Origin of the sequence: Roseateles flavus (assembly GCF_039872765.1) — a bacterium.
Lineage (GTDB): Bacteria > Pseudomonadota > Gammaproteobacteria > Burkholderiales > Burkholderiaceae_C > Roseateles_B > Roseateles_B flavus.
In genome coordinates, this window is sequence record NZ_JBDPZC010000001.1 from 308385 (window position 1) to 332079 (window position 23695).

Consider the following 23695-nt stretch of genomic DNA (forward strand, 5'->3'; position numbering starts at 1 on the left):
GCCCATTGGGGTGGCGGTGGTCGGCATAGTCATTTGTGGCGCCCCGGGCGAGAGTCCCCATTCGAGTTCGGGCAGCGTACCCGGCGGTATAGTCAGCGCACTTTGGTCAGCGCCTTGTGTGCCCAGGTCCGCTCCATGTCCTTCCGTTCCCTGTCCCTGCGCTTGTTGGCAGTACCGCTGAGGGGTGGCTGCGCAGCGTTGGACCGCGAGGCCCGCAGCCCCCTGGGGGATTGCGCCCCATGAGTCTCAAGGAACGCCTGGCGATCTGGACGGGCTGGCGCGCCGCGCCGCCCCACGAGACGCGCGACGAAGCCCAGCTCCTCATCAGCGTCGAACTCCTGCGCCTGCTGGCCCAGCAGAGCCGGCGCATGCCCTATCCCGTCGGGCTCAGTGCCTTCTTCATGGCCCTGATGGCCGCATTGCCGACCCGCTCTGCCTGGCCGGTGCTGTGGATGCTGGCCGTGCTGGGCACCCTGCTGCTGCGGCGTCATGTGCTGGGTCGGCTGCCTCAGCTGGATCACTACCCTGTCTCGCAACGCATGCGCTGGGCCGTGATGCTGAGCCTGCTCAACGGGCTGGTGTTCTCGATGGTGCTGGTCTTCTCGGCCGCCATCAGCGACTACGAACGCATGGTGCAGACCATCCTGCTGCTGGGCCTGTGCGCCGGCGCCGTGGCCAGCACCGCGGGCTACCTGCCCGTGTTCATGGCCTTCTCCGGGCCCGTGACCCTGGCCAACGGCCTGGCCTGGCTGACCGGCGGGGCCGGCGCGCATGCCACGGTCTGGCAGGACGCGGTGATGGGCGGCCTGATCCTGCTGTTCGGCTTCATGCTGCGCAATCTGGCGCGGGACAACTACCGCGTCTTCTGTGATTCCGTGCTGATCCGCCAGCAGCAGGTCAAGAGCAACCAGCAGCTGCGTGCCGCGCTCAAGCAGACCGAGCAGGCCATGCAGGCCAAGACCCGCTTCCTCGCCTCGGCCAGCCACGACCTGCGCCAGCCGATGCATACGCTGACCCTGTTCGGCTCCGCCCTGCTGCGCCGCCGCCTGGACGAGGACAGCCTGGGCGTGGTGCGCAACATGAATCTCGCCATCGACGCGCTCTCGGGCCAGATGGACGCGCTGCTGGACATCTCCAAGCTCGACGCCGAGGTCGTGCCCGTGCACCCCAAGGTCTTCAACCTGGGCCACTGGCTGGGCCGCTTGCAGCAGGAGTTCCTGCCCAGCGCCCAACGCAAGCGCCTGGAGCTGACCCTGATCTGCCCCATGAACGCCTACGTGGAGACCGACGCCCTGCTGCTGGAGCGCGTGGTGCGCAACCTGATCGACAACGCGATCAAGTACACGCAGGCAGGCCAGATCAGCATCGTGGCCGAACGCCGCGGCGAGCTGTGGCAGGTCTCGGTGCGTGACACCGGCTGCGGCATTGCCGAGGAGGAACAGCAGAAGGTCTTCGACGAGTTCTACCAGATCGGCAACAAGGAGCGCGACCGCGCCAAGGGCCTGGGCCTTGGGCTCTCCATCGTCAGCCGCCTGGTGGACCTGCTGGACCTGCATCTGCAGCTGGAGTCCACGCCGGGGGTCGGGTCTTGCTTCACCCTGGGCATCGAGGCCGCCGAGCAGGGGCCGGACAGCCAGCTCGACGAGACCGGCGACGCCCGCTCCCTGCGCGGCCTCAAAGTGCTGGTGGTGGACGACGAGGAGCTGGTGCGCCAGGCCATGTGCACCCTGCTGGCCGAGCTGGGCTGTCAGGCGCGCTGCGCCGGCACCACCCGCGAGGCCGTGCTGCTGTGCATGCAGCAGGCGCCGGACCTGCTGCTGATCGACTACCGCCTGCGCGGCAGCGACGACGGGCTCTCCGCCGTGCGCTCGCTGCGCAACCTGGTCCCGGCCCTTCCGGCCCTCCTGATCAGCGGAGACACGGCGCCGCAGCGCCTGCGCGATGCGCAGGCCGCCGGCCTGGAACTCCTGCACAAGCCCGTTCGCGCCGACCAGCTCATGACCGCCATGCAGCGGGTGCTGACCGGCGTCTCGCACGTTCCACGGTCGGCCAGGGAGGCTGAAGATGTACGAGGAACCCCGGCATGAGGACAGGCGCCGCCATCACTGGCTCTCCCGCCCGCTGAGCGACTGGCTGCTGGCCCATCCCCGCGAGGAGGCCGGCGTCCTCGATGCCGACGTCATCATCGTCGGCAGCGGCTATGGCGCGGCCGCGGCGGCCGAGCAGCTGTCCCGCTGCGCCGACGCGCAGGGCACGCCGCCGAAGATCCTCCTGCTGGAGCGCGGCCTGGAATACCTGCCCGGCCGCTTCCCGGCCCGCATGGCCGAGCTGCCGGGGCATGTGCGCGTCTCGATGTCGGACGAAGGTCGGCGTGGCCAGGTGAAGGGCTACCGCGAGGCGCTCTTCGACTTCCGCCTGGGACCGGAGCTCTGCGTGGTGCTGGCCAACGGCCTGGGCGGCGGTTCGCTGATCAATGCCGGCGTGATGCTGGAGGCCGAGGCGGACGTCTTCCGCGGCCCGCGTTGGCCGGACCGTCTGCGCCGCGATCCTGACGGCATGGCCCCCTGGTACGCCAGGGCCGCACAGCTGCTGGGCGCCGAGCCCGCCGCACCGCAGGGCCACCGGGGCGAGCCCAACACCATTGCCGCACTCACCCCGCATGCGCCGCGCCGCGCAGACTACCTGCGCAGCCTGTCCGCGCCCGGGCTGCCTGCCCGCGAGGTGCCCCTCACCGTGGCCTTGCGGGCGGATCCGCGCTCCGCGGCGGGCCTGCCCCTGGACCGCTGCATGGCCTGCGGCGACTGCGCCACGGGCTGCAACCACGGGGCCAAGGAGTCGCTGGACACCAATCTGCTGTGGCTGGCGCGTCGCCGCGGCGTGGAGATGCTGACGGGCGCTACCGTGCTGCACCTGCGGCCCGAGGGCCTGGACCCGCGCACCGGCGAGGCCGCCGCCTGGCAGCTGGCCGTGCTGCCCACCGACGAGAACCAGGCACGCCAGGAGGCCCGGCCTTTTTTGCTGCGCGCCCGCCGCGTGGTGCTGGCCGCGGGCAGCCTGGGCTCCACCGAGATCCTGCTGCGATCGCGGCGCCAGGGCCTGACGCTGTCGGACCGCCTGGGCGAGGGCGTCAGCGCCAACGGCGACCTGCTGGCCGCCGTGCGCGACACGCCGGCGCTCGACGCCCTGGCCGACGAGTCCCAGGACCCCGCCACGCGCCAGGCCGGCCCCACCATCACCGCCATGCTGGACGCCCGCCAGCTGCGCGATCCCGATCCCGAGCGCCCGCCTCCCGGCGCCGGCCAGGCACCGCTGCTGGGCTGCGTGCTGCAGGACCTGGCCATTCCCGGCCCCATGCGCTGGGCTTTCGAGCAGCTCTTTGCCCTGGGCGAGACCCTGGACGGGCTGTCCCGCCCCGACCGCAGCGAGCATGGCGCCGGCTTCGACTTCCCCGATCCCTACGCCATCACCCGGGCCGCCAGCGCCCGCACCCTGCCCGTGGCCCTCATCGGCATGGACGCCGCGCAGGGCCGCATGAGCCTGCAGCCGGGCCGGGCCGGTGAGGACGCCGATCCGGGCAGCCTGCAGATCCGCTGGCCTGGCCTGGGGAGCGACCCTCAGGTGCTGTCCCGCCACCGCTGGTTGCGCCAGCACCTGGCCGCGCGCGGGCAGCGCCTGCTGGCCAACCCGCTGTGGGAGATCCTGCCCGAGGCCATGGGCTTTCTCATCGACGACCGCAAGGGCCCGCTGCTGACGGTGCATCCGCTGGGCGGCTGCGCGATGGCGGACCGCATCGAGGACGGCGTGGTGAACGAGTGGGGTCAGGTCTTGCGTCCGTCCGTGGGCGCGGAAACGCTGGGGCCGCCCGATCGCGTCTACCCAGGCCTGGCGGTGCTGGACGGCGCCATCGTGCCGGGGGCACTGGGCATCAACCCGGCGCTGAGCATCACTGCGCTGGTGCTGCGCGCGCTGCCGGAGCTGTGCCGCCGCTGGGGCCTGCAGGCCGGCGCGGAGACGGCCTCGCAGGACCCCTTCTGGCTGCACCGCCCGATCTACCGCGACCGCCGCGGCCCGCCGCCGCCGCAGCGGCCCACCCTGGTGGAGCTGCGCGAGCAGCTGGTTGGCCTGGTGCGGGTGCCTGGCGCGCAAGGGGGCGAGACCAAGCAGCTGGAGCTGAGCTTCGAGTTCGAGCCGACGACGGTGCAGCGCCTGGTCGAGCCCGGCCCCGACCGCGTGCTGCACGGCACGCAGGCCTGCCGGCTGCGGCTCTTCGATACCCGGCGCGATCCGCTGCGGCCCGGGCAGCGCATGGCCGTCAGCGCGCAGGGACCCGACGCGGGCCACAAGCTCTGGAAGCATGCCGAGCATCCGGATGCGGCGGCGCGCTGGATCGCGCCGCTGGAGCAGGTCAGCCTGCGTGTCTTCCACCGCGCGCCCAGCCACGCGCGGCAGCGCCTGTGGCGCGGCATTTGGGCCTGGTGGCGCAACCGCGGCTGGCGTGACACGGTGCAGGCCCTGCAGGAGCGCCTGGCGCAAGGGGCAGCGCCCCGGGCGCGCCCCCGGAGCGCCTGGGCCGCGCTGTGCGAGCGCTGGGCCAATGCCCTGGCCCTGGCCAGCCACGGTGGGCAGGAGCGGCTGATGCGCTACGAACTGCGCATCCCCGCCACCCTGCCAGACGCTCCGGACTGGGCCCGTCCCCTGCTGGGCCAGCGCGTCGTGCTGCAGAAACACCTGCGATACACCCGGCGCGGCAATCCTTGGCAGCAGCTGACGCAGGCCCGGCTGGAGCAGGGTCCGTTTCGTGCCGTCGACGGGTCCGGCCCCGCCGTCCTCGCGCTGGACCTCGACGAGCTGGCCCGTCAGCGCCAGCCCCTGCTGCGCCTGGTGCAGGCCGAGGACCTCAGCAGCGCGCTGCGCGACGTCGGCAGCCTGCTGGCCTACATGAGCCGGCTGCTGATGGGCGTGCATGCCTGGACCTTCCGCAAGCCTGACGCCGCGCCGCCGCGCGAGATCCATCGCCTGCCAGGCGCCGTGCCCGGCCTGCCCCTGCCCGAGATCCAGGAGATCGCAGTGGGCCGCTGCGAGGATGCCGGCCTCTCGCGCGGCCCGGCCCGTCATGCGCACGAGGCCAGCGGGCCGGTGATGATCCGCCTCACGCGCTACCGCCGCGAGGGCGGCCGGCCCCTGCTGATGATCCATGGCTACAGCGCCAGCGGCACCACCTTCGCCCATCACTCGGTGCAGCCCGGCCCCGCAAGGCTGATGCACGAGGCCGGCTGGGACGTGTGGATCCTGGACCTGCGAACCAGCGCCGGCATGCCCACGGCCCGCCTGCCCTGGACCTTCGAGGAGTGCGCGCTCAACGACATCCCCGTGGCCATGGACGCCGTGCGCCGCGCCACCGGCGCCGTGCCCATCGACGTGCTGGCCCACTGCATGGGCTCGGTGATGCTGCACATGGCCCTGCTGCAGCCGCAGCGCCAGCCCGAGGAGCATTTCTTCCCGCTGCGCCGGGCCTTGATGGAGGAGGGCTGGATTCGCCGGCTGGTGATCTCGCAGGTCACGCCGCGCATGGTGTTCTCGCCCACCAATGCCGCCCGGGCCCTGCTGATGCAGCACCTGCGGCCCTACCTGCCCCTGCAGGACTTCAGCTTCCGCCCCGAGCAGCCGGGCCTGATGGACGAGCTCGTCGATCGCCTGCTGGCCAGCCTGCCCTACCCGGACGAGGAGTTCGACCTCGAGAACCCGCCCTTTCCCAGCCTGCGCCGCACGCCCTGGACCCGCACCCGCCATCGCATGGACCTGCTCTACGGGCGGGACTTCGCCATCGCCAACGTCGCGCCGCCGGTCTTCGACTTCATCGACGACCACTTCGGCCCTCTCAACATGGACACCGTCGCCCAGGCCATCCACTTCTCGCGCAGCCGCGAGCTGACCGACTGGCGCGGCGCCAGCCTCTACCTGGACGACCTGCGCAAGGCCTTCGCGCAGCTGGCGAAGTTCCCCGTGCTGTCCCTGCATGGCGAGCTCAACGGCCTGTGCGAGCCGGAGAGCGGCGAGCTGCTGCACGATCTCTATGCCCAGGGCGCGCCGGGGCGGCACGAGTTCCGGCTCATCGTGGGCCATGGCCACCAGGACTGCCTGATCGGACATGACATCGAGCAGGCGGTCTTCCGCCATGTCATCGAGTTCCTGCGCCGGGAGATGCCATGAACAAGCCCTTGCCACCCGTCGAGCCGCGCTGCGCCTGGCCGCCCCTGCACCGCGTGGAGCGCCGCCAGGAGGGCGAGGCGCTGGCCCTCCTGACGGCCCTGCGCCCTGAGCTGGGCTGGCCGCGCCAGTGGGCCTGGCTGCCGGTGCGCGAGACGCCCGCGGGCTATGAGCCGCTGCAGCCTGCGCGCCCCTTGCGCGAGCAGGTGCGGCTGCGCGACTTCGAACTGGCCGGGCAGCGTCATCCTGGCGAAGCCCTGCGCTGCCGCCTGCCGCTGGACGAGGTGCCCGCCGAGCCCGGCACCGGCCTGCTGTGTCTGCTGCTTTACGCGGACCTGCGCGGCCAGTGGGTCGAAGCCGCCCGGCGCAGCAGCTCGCCCGACGAGGAGCTGGAAGCCGCGCTGCAGGCGGCGCTGGCCATGGATGCGCTGGAGCTGCGCCACGCCTTCGTGCCCCGGCCCGAGCCCGAGGAGGCGGCGCCCCGCGAGGAGGGGCTGAGCTTCATCCTCGCCGCCTGCCAGTACCCGCCGGGCCTGCTGGATGCGCGCCAGGGCGCCGAGCGTGACCCGCGCCGCGCCGGTCCCGTGGATGCCGCCCTGGCCCGGATGGTGGACTTCACGCGCCACACGCCCGAGGGCCGAGCCTGCTCGCTGCTGCTGATCGCGGGCGACGAGATCTACGCCGACGCCAGCGGCGGCCTGGCCGACGCCCACAACTCGGTCGAGCGCTACACCCGCGCCTACCAGCACTTCAAGGCCGGCCTCGTGCGCCACCTGCCGCCCACGCTGCAGCGCATCGTCCATGCGCCGGACGACCACGAGATCGAGGACAACTGGGGCCCGGTGCTGCGCGCCGACGGCCAGGTGGACGACGGCCGCTGGGCGGCGCCAGCCCGCGCCGCCGCCTGGGCGGCGCGCTGGGAGCCGGGCGAGCGCGAGGGCCTGCATGCGCACTTCTGGCACCGCTTCGACTGGCGCGGCGTGCGCTTCTTCATTGCCGATGCCCGCCTGGAGCGCCAGCCCCGGCCGCAGTCGCGCCTGATGTCCGCCCGCATCATGGGCGATGCGCAGTGGCAGGCGCTGCAGCAGTGGCTGGCTCAGAAGGACGAACGCCCGGACGAGCGCCCTCGCGTGGTGCTCAGTGGCTCCCTGCTGCTGCCCCGGCGCCGCAGCGTGGCCGAGTTCCCCGGCGCCGCGGCCGCCAGCGACGCCTGGGACGGCTTTCCCGCCAGCCAGCACGGCCTGCTGCGCGCGCTGTGGCGGCACGGCGCGCAGGACGTGCTCTTCCTCTCCGGCGACGAGCACCGCAGCGGCTACGCCACCGCCTGGGTGGGCGTGGACGACGGCCAGGGCGGCCTGCGCGAGGACCGGCCCCGGGTCCGCCTGCTGAGCGTCCACAGCTCGGCCCTGCATGCGCCCTGGCCCTTCTCGGTGACGGAGGCGGAGGCCTTCCAGGTGCCGGACTCCTTTGCGCTGATGCCCGATGCCGAGGCCCCCGCGGGGCCGGCCCTGCGCTGTCTCGTGACCGCCTGGGCAGACCACCCGGGGGACGGGTTTGCCGTGCTGAGCCTGCGCGCGGGGCAGGTGAGCGTGGCCTTCGAGCGCGGGGCGGGCTGCCGGCACACGGTCGTCTGGGAGGCCCGCGGCGCAGGCCATCCGGCGTGAGGCCGGGCTCGCCGGCCACGTATCCAGGGGTATGCCGACTGGCAGCCGCCGGCGGGATCGCTACGCTCCAGCATCTCAACCAACCACCGCTCGCCCCATGCCAAGACGCGCTCTCGCCCTCCTTGCCATTGCCTGTCTGCTGCCTGCCTGGGCCCTCGCGGCCACGGACGCCCCGCCCGCCACCGCCGCCTGTGCATCGCCGGCGCAGCGCGTCGACGAGCAGGGCTTCGTCAAGCTGGGCGGCATCGAGCAGTGGGTCACGGTGAAAGGCGAGCGCTGCGGCAACCCCCTCGTGCTCTTCGTCCATGGCGGGCCGGGCAATCCGCTGAGCCCCTATGGCGATGCCATGTTCGGCGCCTGGGCGCGGGACTTCACCCTGGTGCACTGGGACCAGCGCGGCTCCGGCATGACCTTCGGCCGCAACCCGACGGCCGACGACGTGCCGCTGACCCTTGCGCAGCTGGTCAGCGACGGCAACGAGCTGGCGGCCTACCTGGCGCAGCGCTTCGGTCAGAAAAAGGTCATCGTGTGGGGCAGCTCCTGGGGCTCGGTCCTGGGCCTGCACATGGTGCATGCGCATCCCGAGCTGTTCCACGCCTACCTGGGCACCTCGCAGATGTTCGACGCGGCGGAGAACGGGGCGCAGAGCTATGCCCGGCTGCTCCAGCGGGTGCAGGACGCACAGGACCAGGAGGCGCTGGCGGTGCTGCAGGCCGTGGGCGCACCGCCCTGGACGGACCCGCGCAGCTTCGGCAAGGTGCGCCGTGTGATCCGCCGCTACGAAGCCCAGCGCACGATCCCGGCGCCCAAGGCCTGGTGGCAGCCCCCCGCGTTCTACGCCACGCCCAAGGCGCAGGCGGCCTACGAGGCCGGCGAGGACTACTCCTTCCTGCAGTTCGTGAGGCTCAAGGGCGATGGCATGGCCTCGACGATCAAGCTGAGCCAGCTGGGCACCGAGTTCCGGCTGCCGCTGTTCTTCGTGCAGGGCGCCGAGGACCTGCTCACCACGCCCGACGTCACCCAGCGCTATGTGGACAGCCTGAAGGCACCAGTGAAGGAGCTGGTCCTGCTGCCCCAGGTCGGGCACGACCCCAACCAGCCCATGCTGGACGCCCAGTACCGGCTGCTGCGCGAGCGCATCCTGCCGCTGATCCGCTGATCCGTTGAGCCGCGGGATCGCGGCCTTCAACGGATCTCCAGGCCCTGCGCGCCGATCTGCATCCGCTCCACCCCCACGCCCAGGGCCGTCTCCAGATTGGCCCGGGCCGTGTTGCGGAAATTGACCTCCTCCGCCGGATTGGGCTTGAGCCTCAGCTGCTCGCGGTAGACGACCATGAAGGTGCCCACCATGGCCAGCTGCTCGTACATGGCGCGCCGCTGGGCCGGGCTGGCCTGCTGGATGCCGGCGTTCTGGCCCAGCAGGCCCTGCATCTGACGCACCAGGGTCTTGAAGTGCTCGTCGGCCACTTGCTGCTGCGTGAAGGCGGCGTAGTTGCCCGCGATGAAGGCCGCCACGCCCGCTGCGAGGTCATTGGAGGCCAGGCCCAGCTGCGTCTCCAGCTTCTGCCAGAAGGCGAAGGACTCCTCGAAGGCCTTGCTCATGGCGCCGCGCTGGGCTGCCGGGAAGCGCTGGGCCAGCTCGGTGGCCGACTGCCGCAACTGCGCCGGGCCCTCGACCAGCAGCGGTGCCGCGGCCTGGGCCGGCGCCGCGGTGAACAGGGGGGCGGTGCCCTGGCCGGCGCCGGTTCCGGCGCTGCCGCCCGCCAAAGGGCCCGCACCCTTGCCTGCGCCGGCTGGCGTCCCCGGCGCGTTGCCGGCGGCCGGCTTGCCCAGCATGGCGCGCATCTGCTCGGCCAGGCTCAGCGTGGGCGTGGCCTGGGCGGCTGGCGCGGCGGCGTTGCCGGCACTGGGCAGGCCCAGCAGGGTGGCCGCCACCAGCACCAGGGTGGCGGCGGCCGCTTTCGGCGTGTGCGCCGGGCGGTGCCGCAGCGGGGTCAGGTCTTGCGTCAGGGAGAAGGAATGAGGATGCATGGAACTCTCCGTCGGGGCTGCACGCGGTGCAGCGCTCACTTGTTGATCGAGTAGCTGCCCTGGCCGAGGTAGACCGAGCGGCTGCCGTCGTCCACCGGGAAGCTGAGCAGGCGTTCCTCGTGGCCGTCGTCGTAGCGCAGCACCGCCACATAGCCGCTGAGGGTGTAGCTGCCGCGGCGGCTGGCGCCGTCGTCCTTGCGCGCAGGGCCGGAGGTGGTGGTGACGTTGCCCAGGCCGGTGCCGACGGTACCGGCGAACACGCTCTGGCTGCCCTTGCCGTCGCCCGATGAGGCGCCGTGGATCACCGTGCCCTGGACGGCGGCCAGGCTGCCCGAGCCGGACTGGGCATAGAAGCTGCGTTCGAAGCGGCCGTCGCGGCTGAAGCGGATGCTGTTCGTGGAGGCGGTGCCGCCGGTGAACAGGCTGCCGTGGAAGGCGCTGCGGCTGTAGCTGCCCTCCAGGCGGGTGCCGGGCGCCCAGGGCCGCATGGGCCGGTGCTGGGCGGCCTCCCAGGCGCCCTCGGGCGCGCCCTGCTCGTTCTGTGCCTGGAAGTCGTAGTGCTCACCCCGGGCGCGCCAGCGTGCCCATTGCTGCGGCTCCAGGCGCCGGGAGCGGCCGGCGTCCAGCTGGTCGGGGGGCATTTCGGTGCGCAGGTAGGCGCTGCCGTCGCGCAGCAGGAAGCGCACGTCCTCCCGCCACTGCGAGCCGTTGCTGTAGTCCCCGTAGCCGTAGAGCACGACGGCGGTCAGCTCCTTCTCCTGCACGCCCTGGCCGGGCTTGCCCAGCACGCGCTGCAGGGGCACGGGCTTGCGCCGGAGGGCCTGGGCCGGCAGCGGGGAGGCCTGCAGGCCGCTGGGGTCGCTGAGCCAGGCGGCATCGGAGAGCTCCACGGTGTAGGCGCGCGGGTTCTTCACGTCGCCCCGCAGCACCACTTCGCGGCCCAGCAGCGGCTCGGCATCGAAGCGCAGGACGATGGCGCGCTGCGCGCTGAAGGAGCCCTCGTCCTGCACCAGCTGGAAACTGACGCGGTCGTCCAGCCAGCGCACGACCCGCCCCCTGACCAGCACATTGGACAGCGGCCGGCGCGCGTCCTGGCCGCCGCCCGCCTTGCCCGCGGGCTCGATCAGCTTCAGCAGCTGGGCGATGGTCAAGACCTGACCCCCGCCCAGCGATCCCGGCACCACGGGCAGGGGCTCGGGCGCATGGGCCAGCTTTTCCGCGATGAGGGCCTGGGCGGTGGCCACGGCGGCGGGGTAGAGCGTGCTGGCGTCCATGGTGGGCGTGGACCAGTCCTGCATCAGCGCCTCGCAGGCCTTGTCGGGCTGGGGCTCGTCCAGCACCCGCTGGTGCATGGTCTCGCTCATGTCCTTCCAGGGGGGATCGCGGTGCTGGCGGGCCGCCAGGCTCATCACCACCGAGCGCAGCAGCGGCAGGCGGTGGCGCGTGCGCCAGTCGGCAAAGGCGGTCTGCAGGGCCGCGCTCTGGGGCACGCCCATCTCGACGCAGGCCCGCACCGAGGCCTCGGCCATGGCGTCCAGCGTGGCGGCACCGACCACCTGCCCCATCGTGCCGGCGTCCAGCGCTGACGCGGCCGCGGCTGCCGTGGCCGGGGCGCCCAGGGCGAGCGTCAGCCCCAGCCCCAATGCCTGCACGCTGGTCCTGATCCGGTGGCGGGGCTTGCGCAGCCCCTTCTCGACGCCTGTCTCGGCCTTCATGGCACCCCTCCCTGCACATCCTGTCGTCGATGCCAGGCGGGCCTCCGCCCCCACCTGCACCGCGGCGACACCATGCCTGTTCCCGGGCGCTTGTGGCAGCGGAGATGTATCGGCGCGTTAACCCCCGCCCGGCGACCCCCTAGTCCGCAGGAGGCAGGGCCTCAGCACTTGCGGGGGGCGTCCGCCGGTCGGTCGCCGGGGTAGTGCCCCGCCAGCTCGAAAGGCGGCAGCCAGGACTCGCGCCGCACGGTCCACAGCTCGTAGTGCGGGCGGAACTGGTCGGGGGCGTCCAGCGCACCGAGGTGCACCTCGATCTCGTCTCCCGAGCGCGAGAAGACCGAGGAGCCGCACTGCGGGCAGAAGTGGCGGCCGCGGTAGTGCTGCGTGGGGCCGCTGATCGCGACGGCCGTCTGCTCGAAGATGGCCGAGGCGTGGAAGAGGGCGCCGTGGTGCTTGCGGCAGTCCAGGCAGTGGCACAGGCCCACGCGGCGGGGCCGGCCGGTGGCCACGAGGCGGACCCGGCCGCACAGGCAGCCGCCGCTGACGCTGTCCAGGGGGCCGCCCTCAGCCACGCCGGGCCGCCTCGATGGTGGCGATGTCGATCTTGACCATGTCCATCATGGCCAGGAAGACCCGCCGGGCGACGGCGGGATCGGGGTCCGAGATGCCCTCGCTGAGCACCCGCGGCGTGATCTGCCAGTGCACGCCCCAGCGGTCCTGGCACCAGCCGCAGGCGCTGGGCCGGCCGCCGCTGCTCAGCAGGGCGTCCCAGAGCCGGTCGGTCTCGGCCTGATCCTCGGTGGCGACCTGGAAGGAGAAGGCCTGCGTCGGCGGGAAGCCGGGGCCGCCGTTGAGGCCCAGGCAGGGAATGCCCATCACGCTGAACTGGACAGTCAGCACGCTGCCGGCCTTGCCGCTGGGGAAGTCGGCCGGCGCGCGACAGATGGGGCCTACGTGGCTGTCAGGGAAGGTGCGGGCGTAGAACTCGGCGGCCTCGAGGGCCGTGCCGTCGTACCAGAGGCACAGGGTGTTCTTGGGCGTCGTGGGCGTCATGAGGGGGCTCCGGCTGAAGGATGGGCGCGCCCGGCCCGGACGGCCGGGCGCCTTGGTGAAGACTAGCCGAGTCGGCCTGGTCTGCCGGGGCGCCCGCCCTGGTCGGTGCAGGGTTGTTGCGGGGCGGTCAGCCGCGCCGTCCAAGGGCCACAATGCCGGCAATCTGCGATTGCCCGCCTGCCCATGTCACCGTCCCGCATCTACCTCCGCCCGCCCGAGGCCGCCGACGCCCCGGCCTTCCTGGCCGCCGTGGCCGCCAGCCGGCGCCTGCACGGTCGCTGGGTGTCGCCGCCGGCAGATGCCGTGGCCTTCCTGGCCTGGCTCGATCGCATGCGCCAGCCGGGGCAGCAGTCCTTCCTGGTCCTGCGGCGTGACGACGACAGCCTGGTGGGCGTGGTCAACCTCAGCCACATCGTGCTGGGCGCCCTGCGAAGCGCCTACCTGGGCTACTACGCTTTCGCGCCCCACGCCGGCCAGGGGCTGATGGGCGAGGGCCTGCAGGCGGTCTGCCGTCACGCCTTCCGGGTGCTGAAGCTGCATCGCGTGGAGGCCAACATCCAGCCGGGCAATGCGGCCTCCCTGGCGCTGGCGCGGCGCTGCGGCTTCCAGAAGGAGGGCTTCTCGCCGCGCTACCTCAAGATCGGCGGGCGCTGGCGGGACCACGAACGCTGGGCGCTGCTGGCGGGCTGAGCGCCGGTGCTTCGCCCGCGGGCGCGGCGGGGGCCAGGGCCGTCAAGGCCGGCAGGGCCACGGCCTGCACGCGCACGCTGTGCTCGGCCACCGGTCGGCGGTCCACGACGGGGCGGGGGTGGAAGAACTGGAACATGGAGCCATAGCTGGAGGCCGGGGCCCGCATTTCAAGCGCGGGCCGGCTCCTGGCGTGGGGTCAGGCCTTGCCGGCGTTGTAGTCGGCCGCCGCACGGATCAGGGCTTGCAGCGCCGGCCCGTCCACCACCGCGTCCTGGGCGAAGTCGATCGCGCGGCGCACGCGGCCGTCCAGGCTGCTGTTGAAGAGGCCCGACGGGTCGGGCAGCGAGGCGCCATGGGCGAAGGTGAGCTTCACGTGGCGCTGGTAGGTCTCGCCGGTGCAGATCAGGCCGGCATGGGTCCAGCAGGGGCCGCTCCATTTCCAGTCTTCCTCGATGTCGGGCCTGGCCTCGAGGATCAGTGCGCGCAGCCGGCCCAGCAGGGCGCCGCGCCAGTCGCCCAGGGTGGCGATGCGCTCGTCGATCAGGGTGGAAGGGGCGGGGCCTGCGGGCTTGGCGCTGCGGCTGGGCATGGGCGGTTCTCCTGTCGTTCAGTCGCGGGTCTGGATCAGCTTCCAGCCATTGCCGGAAGGGTCGCGGAAGCCAGCGTCCACGCTGCCGAAGCGCTCCACGGGCTCCTGGGTGATCTCCACGCCGGCGGCACGGAAGCTCGCGCAGCTGGCGCGGCAGTCCTTCACGCGCATCACCAGGGGCGGCATGGCGCCCTTGGCCACCAGGGCCTGCAGCGCTTCGGCCGTGGCCGCGTCCTGCATGGGCGGGCCGGGCTTGAAGAGGCCCAGCTGCACCTCCGGCTGCTCCGGGTGCTGCACCGTCAGCCAGCGGAAGGGGCCGTTGCGCACATCCGTGTGCACCTTGAAGCCCAGCCGCTCCACGTAGAAGGCCAGGGCTTCGTCCTGGTCGTGAACGTAGAGGCCCATCACGTCGATGCCTGCATTCATGTCAGCTCCTTGTCGCTGTCAGTGTCCGAGGCCTCGTTTGTAGCGGCTGCGGCCTGGCGGCGCTTCTCCGAAACTGCGCTGAGCAGATCGGGGCGGTGGGCGGCCATCAGGTGGCACAGGGGCATGCCGGCCAGGGCCTGGACGGGGGTCTCGCGGCGCAGCTGCTCGCGCACGGCGGCGGGGTGGCTGCCGGTGATGTCGCGGAAGGTGCGGCCGAAGGTGCCCAGGCTCTCCCAGCCGGTCTGCAGGGCGATCTCGGTGACGTTCATCTCGGTGTCCCGCAGCAGGGCGCAGGCGCGCTCGATGCGGCGGCTCAGCAGGTAGCGGTGCGGTGGCAGGCCGAAGGCGGCCTTGAAGGCGCGGGCGAAGTAGGCCTCGGTGAGCCCGCACAGCGCGGCCAGGCGCTGCACCGGCCAGGCCTCCTCGGAGGCTGCGTCCATGCGGTCCCGGGCGCGCAGCAGGCGGAGCAGCAGCGCGGGGCTGGGAGAACGGGGGGGCAGGGACATGCCAGGGAAAGGGCGCGGCCGCCCTGTCGTCGGGAAGCTGCGGATGATAGAGGCGGCGCGGCGCAACGCCTGCCGCAGGGCCTTGCGTTCAGCGGGAGGCTGGCGTGCCCCAGCGCGCCAGCAGGCGTCGCCGGCGCGAGGGCTGCAGATTGGCCCGGCCCAGGTTCCCGCGGTAGTGGGCGACGACGCGCGGGTCCATCACCCGGAACCACAGCGGCGGCACATAGGCCAGCAAGAGCATGCCGGCGTAGCCCGAGGGCAGCTGCGGGCTTTCGTCGAAATGGCGCAGCACCTGGTAGCGGCGGCCGGGGTGGGCGTGGTGGTCGCTGTGGCGCTGCAGCTGGTAGAGGAAGACGTTGGACACGCGGTGGTCCGAGTTCCAGGAATGCGTGGGGTCGCAGGGCGTGAGGCGGCCTTGCGCATCACGCGGGCGCAGCAGGCCGTAGTGCTCGATGTAGTTGACGACCTCCAGCAGGCTGATGCCGTAGGCCGCCTGCGCCGCCAGGAAGAGCAGCACCGGCGCGCCCAGCCACAGGGCCAGGGCGCCGTAGAAGGCCAGGGTCATGGCCCAGGCCTGCAGGCACTGGTTGCGCCAGTGCCAGGCGGGCAGGCGCAGCCGAGCCAGGCGTTCGGCCTCGATGGCCCAGGCCGAGGCCAGGCTGCCGAAAACGGTGCGCGGCAGGAAGGCCCAGAAGCTCTCGCCCATACGGCTGCTGGCCGGGTCTTCCGGCGTGGCCACGCGCAGGTGGTGACCCCGGTTGTGCTCCACGTAGAAATGCCCGTAGGCCACGGGCGCCAAGGTGATGCGCGAGAGCCAGCGCTCCCAGCGCGGCCGCTTGTGGCCCAGCTCATGGGCGGTGTTGATGCCCACGCCATTGATGCCGCCCACGCTGAGCACCAGGCCCAGCCAGCCCCACAGGCTGAGGGGCTGCGTGGCGGCGACCCAGGCGCCCTGCACCGTGAGGCCGTACTGCAGCGGCACGAAGAGCACGAGCAGCACGCGGTACCAGGGGTCGGACTCGATGCGGGCGCGCTCCTCCTCGGGCGTGTTGCTGCGGTCCTGGCCCAGCAGGGTGTCCAGCAGCGGGATGCCGACATAGACGACCAGGGTGCTGATCCACAGCCAGAGCTCGTCGCCCGTGGCGAGGTAGCGCAGCACATTGAGCCAGACCAGCGCAGGAAAGGCTGGGGACATGAGCCACCACCAGCGCTTGGGGTCGCGCCAGCGGGCCTGGGTGGGCGATCGGGAACTGAGCGTGCGCATGGCCGTCCTCCTGTGCGCCGTGGCGCTGCGGCCGGGCCATGCTGCGCCTGGCGCCGGCCAGCGTCAATCCCGAGGCGGGGTGGCGATACCGGCCTGCTCCGGCAGCGTGTAGGCCAGCTCGTAGTGGTGCACGCCGCCCTCGATGCGCAGCGTCAGCTCGCCCGTGATGCCCTGCAGTGCGCCCATGCCGGAGCCCGGGACGATGGCGATGCGCAGGTCGTGCCGGCCGGCCCGCATGAGGCCCAGGTGCGCCAGCGCGAAGCCGCCCGGGCGGCCCTGCAGCGTGCCCTGGAAGGACTCCAGCGCCACATAGGCGGCCTCGCCCTGCTGGGGCTGGCCGGCCGCCAGCATCTCGCCCAGGGAACGACCCTGCAGGCCGCCCTCGAACTGCTTTTCCAGGGGCCGGCGCGCCTGGGCCGGGCCGCCCTCCGGGCTGGCCATCAGCTGCGGAGGCTGGATGCTGACCTTGAAGGTGCCGCTGCAGTGCTGCGGCGCGACGGTCTCGGCGTGGGGGGCTGGTGACATGGCGTGGGTCATGAAAAAGGGGGCCTGCCTGGGCACAGGCGGGCCCCCATCTTCGCAGCCCGGGGCGGGCGGCGGCATCGAATGACCCCGCCCTGCGCACGGGCAGGACGGGGTCCCGGGATCACTTGAAGTCGCCGGCGAAGACCAGCTGGAAGGCGTCCAGCCTGAAGTGCTTGCGCAGGGCGGCGTTGACCTGATCCAGGGTCTGCTGCTGCAGGGCCTCGTCCAGCTTCTGCTCGCGCGCGAAGCTGCGGTTCAGGCGCTGCTGGCTGCTGAGCATGCCGGCCACCGCGCCGTCCTGGGCCAGGCTCAGGCGGCGCTGGTTCAGCAGGGCCTGCTTGGCCTCGTCCAGCTCCTTGGCATTGAAGCCGTCCTTCAGGGCGCGCGCCACCTCCTCGCGCAAGGCGGTCTCGACCTTCTCGCGGTTCTGCGGCGCGAAGATGGCGTAGACGTACCAGGCGCCGGAAGGGTCCTCCGCGCCCAGGTTCACGCCGGTGCCGGTGCCGTAGGACAGGCCTTCCTTCTCGCGGATGCGTGTCCACAGGCGCGAGCTGCCGCCGCCGCCCAGGATGTGGTTGGCCAGCTGCAGGGCGGCCAGGTCCGGCGAACTGTCATCCAGGGGCAGGGACTGGACGCCCAGCATCATGGCGTTCTGCTTGTCCGGCGTGCGCAGCAGCTGCACCTGGCCGGGCTTGTCCACGTGCAGACGGGGGATGCGGCTGTAGGCGGCCTGGGCCTTCCAGCTGCCCAGCTCGGCGCTCACGGCGCTCTTGACGGCGGCGGCGTCGAAGTCCCCGACCATGGCCAGCTGGGCCTGGCTGGCACCGTAGAAGGCGGCATGGAAGGCCTTGAGCTGGTCCAGCGTCACCGCCTTCACGTCCGCCTCTTCCTCCTCGAAGCTGCGCACATGGCGCACGTCGCCGCGGGGCTCGGTGTTCAGGGCCACGCCCACGGCCTTCTGCGCGATGCCTTCGGGGTTGTCCTTCTGGGCCTGGATGCCGGTCAGCGACTGGGCGCGCAGCTCTTCCAGGCCAGCGGCTTCCAGGCGCGGCTGCTTGAGGATCTCGCCGATCAGGCTGAGGGCCTGGAGGGCGAATTCCTTCTTGGTGCTCCAGCTCAGCACCACGCGGTCGGCAGAGGGGCTGCTGATCTGCAGCTCGACCTTGGCGGCGTCCAGCGCGTCGCGCAGCTGCTCGCGGGTCTTGCCGGCCGTGCCCATCTTGAGCATGGCGGCGGTCAGCTCGGCCACGCTCTGCTGGCCGAAGAGGCTCTTGGCGTCACCCAGCTGCAGTGCCAGCACGCCGCGCACCGCCTCGCCGCGGGTGGGCTTGGGCAGCAGGGCCAGCTTGAGGCCGTTGGGCAGCTGGCTGCGCTGGGTCGAGCGGTCCAGGTTGGCGGGGCTGGCATCGAAGGCGGCGACCACGCCGGCCGCGGCCTGCGGCTTGAAGGTCTTGAGCTCGGCGGCCACGTCCACGAAGGCCGGGGCCGGCGCGCGCACCGGCTTCTCGGTCGGGATGTACTGCGACAGCGTGCGGTTGGCCGGCAGGAAGCGCTCGGTGGCCACGCGCTGCACATCGGCCACGGTCAGCGCCTTGACGCGGTCGCGCAGCAGGAAGAAGAGGCGCCAGTCGCCTTGCGCGATGGTCTCGGACAAGGTGATGCCCACCTGCTCCGGGCTGGTGAAGAGCTTTTCCCAGCGGTTGAGCCAGCGGGTCTGGGCGCGCTTGAGTTCCTCCTCGGTGACGGGGCGCTCGGCGAAGCCTTCGGTCACGGCCAGCAGCTCGCGGTTGAGCTCGTCCTGCGAGGCCTTGGGGGCCAGCTCGGCGATCATCATCGTGAAGCCGGGGTCGGCCAGGGCCAGGCCGAAGTTGCCCACGCTGGCGGCCAGCTTGGTCTCCTCGACCAGGCGCTTGTGCAGGCGGCCGCCGGGGGCCTCGGTGAGGATGAGGTTGAGCACCTCGATGGCGGCCTGGTCCGGGTGCGCGCCCGGGGTCACGTGGTAGGCGGCCAGGCTCATGGGCGTGCCGCCCTGGCGGCGCACGGTGACGGCATGCTCGCCGTCCTGCACCGGGTCGATGGTGTAGAGCTTGGTCAGCTGGCGCTTCGGCTTGGGCAGCTTGCCGAAGCTCTGCTCCACCCAGTCCAGCACCTTGTTGGCGTCGAACTTGCCGGCCACGATCAGGGTGGCGTTGTCCGGCTGGTAGTGGGTGCGATAGAAGGCCTGCAGGCGGCCGATGTCCACGTTCTCGACGTCGGCGCGGGCGCCGATGGTGTCCTTGCCGTAGTTGTGCCACTGGTACATGGAGGCCAGGGTGCGCTGGGTGGTGACGCCGCCCGGGTCGTTCTCGCCCATCTCCATTTCATTGCGCACCACGGTCATCTCGGTGTCCAGGTGGCGGCGGGCGATGTAGCTGTTCACCATGGCATCGGCCTGCCAGCTGAGGTACCACTTGAGGTTGTCCTCATTGGCAGCGAAGGCGGCGAAGTAGTTGGTGCGGTCGAACCAGGTCGAGCCGTTGGCGGCCAGGCCGCGCTTGGTGAACTCGGCCCAGGGGTCCTGGTGCTTGGGACTGCCCTTGAAGATCAGATGCTCCAGCAGGTGGGCCATGCCGGTCTCGCCATAGTTCTCATGCCGGGAACCCACGCGGTAGGTCACGTTGACCGTGGTGGTGGGCTTGGAGGCGTCCGGCGCCAGCAGCACCTGCATGCCGTTGGGCAGGCGGTACTCGCTGATGCCTTCGACGCTGTGGACGGGCTTGAGCGAATGCGCCTGGGCGCCGAAGGCAAAGGCCAGGCCCAGGGCCAGGCTCAGGGGGTGGAGCGTGCGTGTCATGGTGGCGGTGCAGGTTTTCAACCGCGGCGAGTGTGCACCCGCCGGGGTCGTGATGATGAAAGTCAGAGAAGGACGGGCGGGAGGGGCGGCCTCAGTGCAGGCCGGCGGGGCGCTGCAGCATTTCGTGCACGTCGTGGCTCATCAGGGCCAGGAAGGCGGCGAGCGCGAGGTAGTAGGTGCCGTATTCCCATTTCACCGCGGCGGGCACGGCGTAGTAGGTCTGGCCCTCGGCGCTTTCGCTGCGGTACTTCCAGGCCTTCCACAGCTGCGGCCAGGCCAGCACGGCCATGAGGATCAGCATGGGGCTGGGGCGCCACACGAACAGCCCCACCAGCACCGGCACGCCCAGCAGCCAGATGCGTGGCGAGAGCACGGCGGTGATGCGCCCGCCGTCGAAGGGCGAGACGGGGATCAGGTTGAAGAGGTTGAGGAAGAAGCCGGCGTAGGACACGGCCAGCAGCCAGTCGACGCTCCAGCTGCGGGCCATCAGGTAGCAGACCGTGGCGCCCACGGTGCCCAGCAGGGGGCCGGCCAGGCCCACGAAGGCCTCGGTCTGCGCGTCATGCGGCTGGTCCTTGAGCTCGATCCAGGCGCCCACGAAGGGGATGAAGGTGGGCAGGCCCACGTTCAGGCCCTTGTAGCGGGCTGCCAGGTAGTGCCCCATCTCGTGCACGAAGAGCAGGGCGATGAAGCCCGCCGCATAGCGCCAGCCGTAGAGCAGGGCATAGACGCCCAGGGCCAGCAGCATGCTGCCGCCCGAGAGCAGCAGCTTGCCCAGCTTCAGGCCGGAGAACAGCAGCAGGAGCAGCTTGATCATTCGGCGGCCTTGCCGCCCTCGGGGCGCGGCATGGGCAGGGTGTCCTGGTGGGTCTCCACGACCGCGGCCTCTTCCTTGGGCTTGCGCTTGAAGAGCTTCAGGAGGGCGCCGCCGAAGCCCAGCACGGCCAGGATGGCCAGCTTGGCGAACTTGGCCAGGAAGGCGAAGATCACCGCGAAGAAGCCCAGCTTCTTGGCGCCCACGCCCAGCACCAGCGCGGCCAGGCCGTACTCGGCGACCTTGTCGGTGCTGCTGTTGAAGTCGGCGTAGCGCTTGCCGTCATTGAACTCCATCGCGCCCAGCAGCTCGCGGGCCTGCTCCTTGTGGGCGCCCAGGTCCTTCAGGTCCGTGACCAGGTTCAGGCTCAGGTAGCCTTCGCGGCCCAGGGCGTAGGTGTTGTAGTTGACGCCCTGTTCCTCCTCGGCCGGTGCGTTCTTGCTGCGCGAGCTCATGGCCCAGACCAGGCGGTGGCTGTCGGCGGCGTAGGCGGGCTTCTCGGCCCAGCCCACGATCTCCAGCTCGGGCACGCCCATCTTGGCGCGCTCCTTGTTGCTGGCCTCGGTGCCTTCGCGGTAGGACTTCAGCAGGTCGTCGGCGTTCCAGTCCTTGGCATCGTCATCCTTGATGTAGCCGGCGCCCTCGAAGCGCAACACGGCAAACCAGCCGTCCTCGCCGCCTTCGGGGAAGACCAGGCCCAGCAGGTCGCTGTAGTCGCCTGGATTGCCCATGGCGCGCATCAGCTTGGCGGCCTGGGGCTGGGGGATGAAGACCTTGCCCGCAGGCAGGTGCAGCACGGCCTGGTTGGCCAGCGTGACGTCGCTGGGGCCGGCCGTGGCGGCCTGCTTGGCCTCGGCGAAGACCTGGGCCGAAGGATCGGGGGCCTCGTCGGCCAGGGCCGGTCGGCCCAGCAGGGCCAGAGGCAGGCTCAGCAGACATGCGGCGGCCAGGCGCCGCCAGAAGTTCGTGTTCATGGATTCCTCCCTGCGGTGTGGCTACCGCTGATGGTTGTCTGAAGCGAAGGCAGGGCCCGGGCACGGGACGGCACCGGTTCAGGCCCGCCCACGGCTTGGCCGTATGCGGCCGCCGCGGGAGTCTAGCAAGGCGCCGACACCTGCCGCCCCGGCGCCGTGGGGCTCGTCTCCCGAGGCGGGCCGGGCGCCCCGCGCCTGTCAGGGCCCGGCGCGCTCGTAGCGATAGGGGGTGCTGGTGAAGGCCTGGTCCGGTGTTGCCAGGGCATGGCCGCCTTCAATGACCAGGGCCCCGGACTTGTCGCTGCTGAGGCCCCACCATTGCAGGACGAAGTCCGCGGCCTCGTTGCCGAGGCGGACCTGCAGGCTGCCGTCGGCGGCCAGCATCCAGCGGCCCTCGTAGCTGTCATGGTGGGTCATCAGGCTGGCGCTGCCGTCGGCGCGCAGCTGCAGGGTGCGCAGGAGGCGGCTGATGCGCCACTCGCCGATCAGCTGCTCGCGCTGCCAGTTCAGCGCGGGATCCTGCACATAGGCCTCGCCCAGGCTGGCGCCCTGGCCCTGCGGCCCTTCGTAGAGGGCATGCATCAGGAACTGCCGGGGGGCGCTGCGCTGCACCAGCTGCAGGCGCCAGCGCTGGCTGCTGCCGTTCTCCACCAGCAGCTCGCCGCCGTCCAGGCGCCAGCGCCAGCTGCGGCCCGCGATGCTGCCGTCGGACTGGAGGTCCAGCGGCGCGGCCAGCAGGGGGCCGACCCCGGTGTGGGCCTTGAGCTCCAGGGTCTCGGCGATGGGCAGGAACCAGCGGCCGGGGATCTCCGCGGCCTGCAGGGCCAGCGGCGCGTCGCTGAGTCCCAGGCTCAGCTGCTCGCCTTGCACGGCCGCGCCGTCCTCGGGGCCGCAGTCGAACTCGCTGGTGCACACGCTGAGCTGCAGCACGTCACCGAAGGCGAAGCGGCCCAGACGCCGCATGCCCTGGAGGTACTGGTGGTAGGGCTGGTCGAAGATGTCTGTGCCCGCCGCCTGCTCGGTGCCGCTGCCGCTGAGCAGCAGGGCGCCCTTGCCGTTGATCTCCCAATGCAGGGCGCCGTGGGCCGGGGCAAAGCTCTGGCGGGGACGCAGCTGCCCGGTGCCGCCCGCCTGCAGGGTCAGCAGGGCGCTGCTCTTGGCCGTGCTGAAGACGGGGGCCTGGTCCAGGGCACCGACGGGGCCCAGGATGTAGCGGGCGGGCAGGCTGGCCTGCGTGAAGGGACTGCGCGCCAGCAGGGCGGTCTGGGCCTCCTGGCGCAGGCGCTCCAGGGTGTCGCCCAGGGTGGCCTCGGCGGCGGCACGGAATTGCCGCAGGCCGGCGTCGTCCGCCATCAGCTGGGCCAGCGTGGCGATGCCGTCGGGCAGCGGCACCAGGCCCTGCCGGGCGGCCAGAACCAGGGCGCTGCGATCACCGACGCCTTCCACGGAATAGCCGGACACCGCGCGGCGCAGGGCCAGCTCGTCAGGCACGCTGCCCTGCTGGGTCAGGCTGCGGTGCTGCCCCAGCAGCAGCGCGGCTTCGCCGATGCTCGACTCGTCCACCTGCAGGGCCGAGAGGCGGCCGGCATCCAGGCGCCGGGCGTCGCCCGCCAGCGTCATCAGGGTGGCGCCGGACGCGAGGTAGAGCTCGGCACGGTCGCGCGGATGGCCGCTGTCTTCCTTCAGGCGCAGGCGCAGCAGGCTGTCGCGCTGGCTGGCGTCGGCGAGCCACAGCTGGAGGCGGTAGCTGCCTTTTTCGTCCGTCTGGGCGCTGGCCAGGGCCTGGTCGCCGGACAGCAGCTCCAGGCCGCGGCGGGCCTGCCCCTGGCCGCCCAGCAAGACCTGACCCTCCAGCAGCAGTTCGCGGCGCAGGGTCAGCGATACCGTGGCCTGCTGGGTGAGCCCCTGGGCGTCGTGCACCTGGTAGGTGAAGCGGTCCTGGCCCAGGGCATGGGCGGCCGGCGTGTAGCGGATGCGGCCGCCCTCGATGCTGGCCTGGCCGAGGCTGGGGGCCTGCACGCTGTCCAGCACCAGTCCCTGGCCCTGGTCATTGGCCAGCACGTCGATCAGCAGGGTTGCGCCGTTGTCCACCGTCGCGCTGTCGTCACGGGCCTGCAGCGCGGCCGTCAAGGGGGCGTCGCCCGAGCCGCAGGCACCGAGGGCGAGCAGGCCTGCCAGCAGCAGGGCCAAGGGCAGCCGGCGCTGCCGGCTCGTGAGCTGTTTCATTGAGACGATGCCTCCAGTCATCGGTTGCCCCGCGGACGGGGCGCCACGGGAGCCCTCCCCAGGGTCCCGACGAAAGCCCGCAGCCTAGCCGCAAGGAGGCGGCCCTTTGTTGCTGCAGATTGCTGCTCAGGGGCATCCCCCTTGGCGAAAACCCGTGCAATCCGGCACGGAGGGCAGG

The 23695-nt window shown here is 71.9% G+C and carries 18 protein-coding genes; 5 read left to right on the plus strand and 13 right to left on the minus strand.

Annotation, left to right across the window (positions count from 1 at the left end; genetic code table 11):
- Nucleotides 1-239: 239 nt before the first annotated feature.
- The 4 genes from ABDJ40_RS01390 to ABDJ40_RS01405 all read left to right on the plus strand — a co-directional run bounded on the left by ABDJ40_RS01390 (nt 240) and on the right by ABDJ40_RS01405 (nt 9030).
- Nucleotides 240-2087: an ATP-binding response regulator gene (locus tag ABDJ40_RS01390; protein ID WP_347605109.1), complete on the plus strand. Its 1848-nt coding sequence runs from the start codon at nt 240-242 to the stop codon at nt 2085-2087.
- A complete protein-coding gene (locus ABDJ40_RS01395) occupies nt 2065-6210 on the plus strand; it encodes an alpha/beta fold hydrolase (RefSeq protein WP_347605112.1) in 4146 nt (1381 codons plus the stop codon). Before ABDJ40_RS01390 ends, ABDJ40_RS01395 begins: the two co-directional genes overlap by 23 nt.
- The gene (locus ABDJ40_RS01400) at nt 6207-7871 is read left to right on the plus strand and encodes an alkaline phosphatase D family protein (protein ID WP_347605115.1); all 1665 of its coding nucleotides are present in this window, start codon (nt 6207-6209) and stop codon (nt 7869-7871) included. Before ABDJ40_RS01395 ends, ABDJ40_RS01400 begins: the two co-directional genes overlap by 4 nt.
- Nucleotides 7872-7968: 97 nt before the next feature.
- Nucleotides 7969-9030: an alpha/beta fold hydrolase gene (locus tag ABDJ40_RS01405; RefSeq protein WP_347605118.1), complete on the plus strand. Its 1062-nt coding sequence runs from the start codon at nt 7969-7971 to the stop codon at nt 9028-9030.
- Between the two features lie 26 nt (nt 9031-9056).
- Here the strand turns inward: ABDJ40_RS01405 and ABDJ40_RS01410 are convergent, their stop codons facing one another.
- The 4 genes from ABDJ40_RS01410 to ABDJ40_RS01425 form a co-directional block, all read right to left on the minus strand.
- The gene (locus tag ABDJ40_RS01410) at nt 9057-9902 is read right to left on the minus strand and encodes a DUF6683 family protein (RefSeq protein WP_347605121.1); all 846 of its coding nucleotides are present in this window, start codon (nt 9900-9902) and stop codon (nt 9057-9059) included.
- Between the two features lie 35 nt (nt 9903-9937).
- The gene (locus tag ABDJ40_RS01415) at nt 9938-11617 is read right to left on the minus strand and encodes a hypothetical protein (RefSeq protein WP_347605124.1); all 1680 of its coding nucleotides are present in this window, start codon (nt 11615-11617) and stop codon (nt 9938-9940) included.
- 161 nt (nt 11618-11778) lie between these two features.
- A complete protein-coding gene (locus tag ABDJ40_RS01420) occupies nt 11779-12189 on the minus strand; it encodes a GFA family protein (protein ID WP_347605127.1) in 411 nt (136 codons plus the stop codon).
- Nucleotides 12182-12670 (minus strand): VOC family protein, encoded by a 489-nt coding sequence (locus ABDJ40_RS01425; protein ID WP_347605130.1) that lies wholly within the window; start codon nt 12668-12670, stop codon nt 12182-12184. Before ABDJ40_RS01425 ends, ABDJ40_RS01420 begins: the two co-directional genes overlap by 8 nt.
- A gap of 183 nt (nt 12671-12853) precedes the next feature.
- Between ABDJ40_RS01425 and ABDJ40_RS01430 the strand changes: the two genes are divergently transcribed.
- Entirely contained in the window at nt 12854-13360 is a 507-nt protein-coding gene (locus tag ABDJ40_RS01430) for a GNAT family N-acetyltransferase (RefSeq protein ID WP_347605133.1), read from the plus strand.
- Between the two features lie 196 nt (nt 13361-13556).
- Here ABDJ40_RS01430 and ABDJ40_RS01435 read toward each other — a convergent pair whose 3' ends face one another.
- The 9 genes from ABDJ40_RS01435 to ABDJ40_RS01475 all read right to left on the minus strand — a co-directional run bounded on the left by ABDJ40_RS01435 (nt 13557) and on the right by ABDJ40_RS01475 (nt 23517).
- The gene (locus ABDJ40_RS01435; RefSeq protein WP_347605136.1) at nt 13557-13949 is read right to left on the minus strand and encodes a DUF1801 domain-containing protein; all 393 of its coding nucleotides are present in this window, start codon (nt 13947-13949) and stop codon (nt 13557-13559) included.
- A gap of 18 nt (nt 13950-13967) precedes the next feature.
- Entirely contained in the window at nt 13968-14375 is a 408-nt protein-coding gene (locus ABDJ40_RS01440) for a VOC family protein (RefSeq protein ID WP_347605139.1), read from the minus strand.
- Entirely contained in the window at nt 14372-14881 is a 510-nt protein-coding gene (locus ABDJ40_RS01445) for a helix-turn-helix transcriptional regulator (RefSeq protein ID WP_347605142.1), read from the minus strand. Before ABDJ40_RS01445 ends, ABDJ40_RS01440 begins: the two co-directional genes overlap by 4 nt.
- An 88-nt stretch (nt 14882-14969) precedes the next feature.
- Nucleotides 14970-16145, minus strand: coding sequence for an alkane 1-monooxygenase (locus ABDJ40_RS01450; RefSeq protein WP_347605145.1), 1176 nt, complete (start codon nt 16143-16145; stop codon nt 14970-14972).
- 63 nt (nt 16146-16208) lie between these two features.
- Nucleotides 16209-16670, minus strand: a complete 462-nt coding sequence (locus ABDJ40_RS01455; protein ID WP_347605148.1) for a DUF3224 domain-containing protein — start codon at nt 16668-16670, stop codon at nt 16209-16211.
- A 121-nt stretch (nt 16671-16791) separates the two neighbouring features.
- On the minus strand, nt 16792-19503 hold the full coding sequence (locus ABDJ40_RS01460) for a M16 family metallopeptidase (protein ID WP_347605151.1): 2712 nt from the start codon (nt 19501-19503) through the stop codon (nt 16792-16794).
- A 91-nt stretch (nt 19504-19594) separates the two neighbouring features.
- Nucleotides 19595-20320, minus strand: coding sequence for a site-2 protease family protein (locus tag ABDJ40_RS01465; RefSeq protein ID WP_347605154.1), 726 nt, complete (start codon nt 20318-20320; stop codon nt 19595-19597).
- The gene (locus ABDJ40_RS01470; RefSeq protein ID WP_347605157.1) at nt 20317-21291 is read right to left on the minus strand and encodes a DUF2167 domain-containing protein; all 975 of its coding nucleotides are present in this window, start codon (nt 21289-21291) and stop codon (nt 20317-20319) included. Before ABDJ40_RS01470 ends, ABDJ40_RS01465 begins: the two co-directional genes overlap by 4 nt.
- A 198-nt stretch (nt 21292-21489) precedes the next feature.
- Nucleotides 21490-23517 (minus strand): Ig-like domain-containing protein, encoded by a 2028-nt coding sequence (locus ABDJ40_RS01475; protein ID WP_347605160.1) that lies wholly within the window; start codon nt 23515-23517, stop codon nt 21490-21492.
- Nucleotides 23518-23695 lie beyond the last annotated feature (178 nt).